Annotated in this window: 3 protein-coding genes and 1 pseudogene; all 4 read right to left on the bottom strand. The window is 60.8% G+C overall.

What is annotated here, in order from left to right; genetic code table 11:
- Positions 1–190, bottom strand: a pseudogene (locus tag T18_RS28065) (conjugal transfer protein TrbL); the annotation flags it as partial.
- Positions 184–411, bottom strand: a complete 228-nt coding sequence (gene trbK, locus T18_RS24350) for an entry exclusion protein TrbK (protein WP_010892443.1) — start codon at positions 409–411, stop codon at positions 184–186. The gene trbK and the pseudogene T18_RS28065, both read right to left, overlap by 7 nt.
- Positions 408–1,217 (bottom strand): P-type conjugative transfer protein TrbJ, encoded by an 810-nt coding sequence (gene trbJ, locus T18_RS24345; protein ID WP_010892444.1) that lies wholly within the window; start codon positions 1,215–1,217, stop codon positions 408–410. Before trbJ ends, trbK begins: the two co-directional genes overlap by 4 nt.
- Positions 1,189–3,651, bottom strand: coding sequence for a conjugal transfer protein TrbE (locus tag T18_RS24340; RefSeq protein ID WP_040132267.1), 2,463 nt, complete (start codon positions 3,649–3,651; stop codon positions 1,189–1,191). The genes trbJ and T18_RS24340 overlap by 29 nt, the downstream gene beginning before the upstream one ends.
- Between the last annotated feature and the right edge of the window lie 44 nt (positions 3,652–3,695).

Raw genomic sequence — 3,695 nt, 5'->3', positions numbered from 1 at the left:
CGAGGATCCAGAACAACGATCGTGCGGCGTTCATGACCGTCGTTTCCCAGCCCTTGGCGGCGGTGACGACGGAGTTTTCCAGCGTTGTCAGAACCTGTCCCTGCTGCGCCAGCGCCGGCGAACTTGCCAGCAGGACGAAGCCGATCGTGACGAAAGCCAGTTCGAGCTTGGGGGAAGGGTGAACTACCATCTCGGTTTCATTTCCTGGCCGCCGCGGATTTCACGATTCGAATCGCCGCCGAAGAACTGATCACGATGCCGGCGCCGTTCTTCACTCGAAGGAGTATCGGTCGCGGCCGCGCCAGATCCGGAGGCCGGCTCCGGCTGGACAGTAATCCAGGTGCCGATGCCTGCACTTGCTGCGGCGACGACGGCCAAGAGCGCGAGAATGACGATCAGACGCGAGCTCACCAGCGTGGCTCCATCGTCTGGCCGCCGCGGATGTCGTGTTCGGTCCCGCTGAAGAACTGTTCACGCCTTGCTTGAGCCAGATCCTTTTGTGCCTGCTCCGACTGATACCAGGTGCCCATCATCGTCATCTGTTGCGAGACGAGACCACGCAGCTTCTGCATCTGCGCCACCTGCTGGGCGGCGATCTGATGCCCGACCTGCAGGGCCTTCATCTGGCCGTCGGATGATTCCGACATGGAGCGCAACGACGACATGGTACTTTCCTCGCTGGAGAATTGTTCCGACGTCAGGTTCGCGGCCTTCAGTGTGCCGGCGATCGTATCGCGATTTGTGCCGGACCAGTTCTGGTAGGTCGTGGAAAAGCTCGCACCATCAGGCAGATTGCTTTTCATCTCGGCAAAACTCTGGAAACGCTGCTTCATGACATCTTCGACATTGCCCATTGAGAAGGCGACACCCTGCCCCTCGTTGACGACGTTCTGCAGGTTTTTGAGGTCGTTCTCGACCTGCCCCCAGATATGGTTCGGCAGCTGCGCGGTGTTTTGAAGCATGTTCCTGTAGATATTGAGCTGGTTCTGGATCTGCTCGGCCAGCTGTGAGATCTGGGTGATCTGGTTGTTGACCTGCTCCGCCGATTTGCCGACCAAAGAGATGAGTTCGGTGTTGTTGGCGAGCTGCGTCCATTCGGTCGCCTGACCGGTCACGCCGCCCGCCACAGCTGGCATCGGTGAGGTACTTGAGAGAAGGATGGCCGCAATCATCGCGTGGCGGGCTAGTCTAGTCGGCCGGGAAGAGTGTATCGGCATGGGCGATCCCCCTTTGCTGGAGCCATTGAAGAGGCCATGCGGCCCCGTGTTCTGAATGAAGCGCGCGGATGCGCTTCAGATCTTCCTTGCCGGACGCTCCGACGAAGGAGAGCGCTACTGGTCCTAGCGCCATGTCGAAGAGACGACGGCCCTCCGGCGAGACGACGTAATAATCTCGCTTCGGAATGGCGGTCGCGACGATCTCGATCTGGCGCTCGTTGAAGCCGATGCGCTCGTAGAATTCCCTCGTGCCCGGCTCTCGGGCCGCCCCGTTCGGCAGGCAAATTTTGGTCGGGCAGCTCTCCTTCAGGACGTCGATGATGCCGGAGCGTTCGGCGTCCGAGATCGACTGCGTGGCAAGAACGACGGCGCAGTTGGCCTTGCGCAGCACCTTCAACCATTCGCGGATCTTGTCGCGGAAAACTGGATGGCCGAGCATTAGCCAGGCTTCGTCCAGAATGATCAGGCTGGGTGCGCCGGTCAGGCGCTTTTCGATGCGGCGGAACAGATAGGTGAGCACGGGCACGAGATTGCGCTCGCCCATGTTCATAAGCTCCTCGATTTCGAAGCACTGGAAGCTGCCCAGCGCCAGACCGTCTTCCTCGGCGTCGAGAAGCTGGCCCATCGGCCCGTCGACAGTGTAGTGATGCAGCGCATCCTTGATCTCGCGCATCTGCACGCCCGACACGAAGTCCGATAGCGACCTCCCGCGTGATTCCGCCATCAGCCCGACCTGTCGGGAGATGGCGTTGCGATAGTCGGGCGTGATCGTCACGCCCTGCAGCGCAACGAGCATCTCGATCCATTCGGCCGCGAAGGCGCGGTCGCCGTCGGTCGTGAGGTCTGCGAGCGGGCAGAACGACAGTGCCTTCCCGTCCCCTCCTTCGGTCGCATCTCCGCCGATCTGGTAATGATCGCCATCGATCCCAAGCGTCAGCGGTAACATCGAGCCGCCCTTATCGAATGCGAAGATTTGCGCACCGGAATAACGGCGGAACTGCGCAGCGATCAGCGACAACAAGGTGGATTTGCCGGATCCGGTCGGACCGAAGATCAGCGTATGACCAACATCGTCGACATGCAGGTTCAGCCGAAATGGGGTCGAACCCGACGCCACCTGCATCAGTGGCGGTGAGGCTGGCGGATAAAAGGGGCACGGTGCGACCGCGCTTCCGGACCAGACCGAATTGAGGGGAATGAGATCAGCGAGATTGCGTGTATTGATCAGCGGCTCGCGGATATTGGCATAGGAAACGCCTGGAAGACTGCCGAGGAAGGCGTCGGTCGCATTGAGTGTCTCGATGCGGGCGCCAAAGCCTTCCGCCTGGATCAGACGGCGGACCGCCTCGCACTTCTCCTGCAGGCGTGCCTGATCTTCCTCGAACAGGACGATGACCGGCGTGTAATAGCCGTAGGCCACGAGTTGCGAAGAGGCCTCTGCGATTGCGTCCTCGGTCTCGGCCACCATCATCATGGCGTCCTGATCGAGCGATCGCGATTGCGTCTGGAACAGCTGGTCGAAGAAGGGCCGCACCTTTTGTTGCCATTTCTTTCGGGTGCGTTCGAGATTTGCCCGCGCTTCCTCCGCGTCCAGAAAGACGAAACGCGACGACCATCGATAGGTCAGCGGCATGAGGTCGAGCGCGTTGAGAATGCCGGGCCAGCTTTCCGCCGGCAGCCCGTCGATCGCGACGACGCCAAGAAAGCGATTCTCGATGAGCGGCGTCAGCCCGTGCTGGAGTTCCGCAGTCACCAGCCAGTCGAGATACATGGGAATTTCCGGCAGGCGCACCGGATGGTTCTCGCCGGTGACGCAAAAGCGGATGAACTGGAAGAGCTCGTCATAGCGGGCAACACGAAAGCCGCCGCGCTCCGACGTCTCGCGTGTCATCATTCGGCGGATGGACACGACATTGGCGAGATACTGCTCGACCTCACGGATCGATGTCGAAAAGCTCTCCAGCGCCTTATCGGCATAGGTGGCGGAGCGGCTGGCGGTGTCCGAATAGATATAGCGGGTCAGGCCGGAGCGGCGAGGCTCCGGCGGCCGCCAGGTCAGGATCAGCGCATGCCGGCTCTCGAAATGCCCTCTTTCCTTCTGAAAATGTGCCCGTCGTTCCGCATCGATAGCGCGGGTGACGAGATCAGGAAAATGGCAGTCGGATTCTTTGGGGTAATCTGCTGTCGGCACCCTGACGGCCTCGACCTGAATCATCCAGCCGGAGCCGAGTCGTGACAGGATCGCATTGATCTGGCGGGAGACATCGTTGCGCTCGGCGTCCGTCGAGCTTTCGCTGTCAGGGCCGGCAAAATACCAGCCGGCCATCAGCGAGCCGTCCTTCAGCAGGATGACGCCGTTATCGACCAGGCCGGCATAGGGCACGAGATCGGCGAAGGATGGTCCGGAATGACGGAAGGATTTGAGGGCAACCATCTCGACCCCTTCAGAATTTGCGCCATGGCGACGATGTCGCCCGG

This window comes from Rhizobium sp. TBD182 (assembly GCF_001950375.1).
GTDB lineage: Bacteria > Pseudomonadota > Alphaproteobacteria > Rhizobiales > Rhizobiaceae > Agrobacterium > Agrobacterium tumefaciens.
The sequence above is the reverse complement of the archived record's forward strand: the minus strand, read 5'-3'. Positions and strand labels throughout refer to the sequence as shown.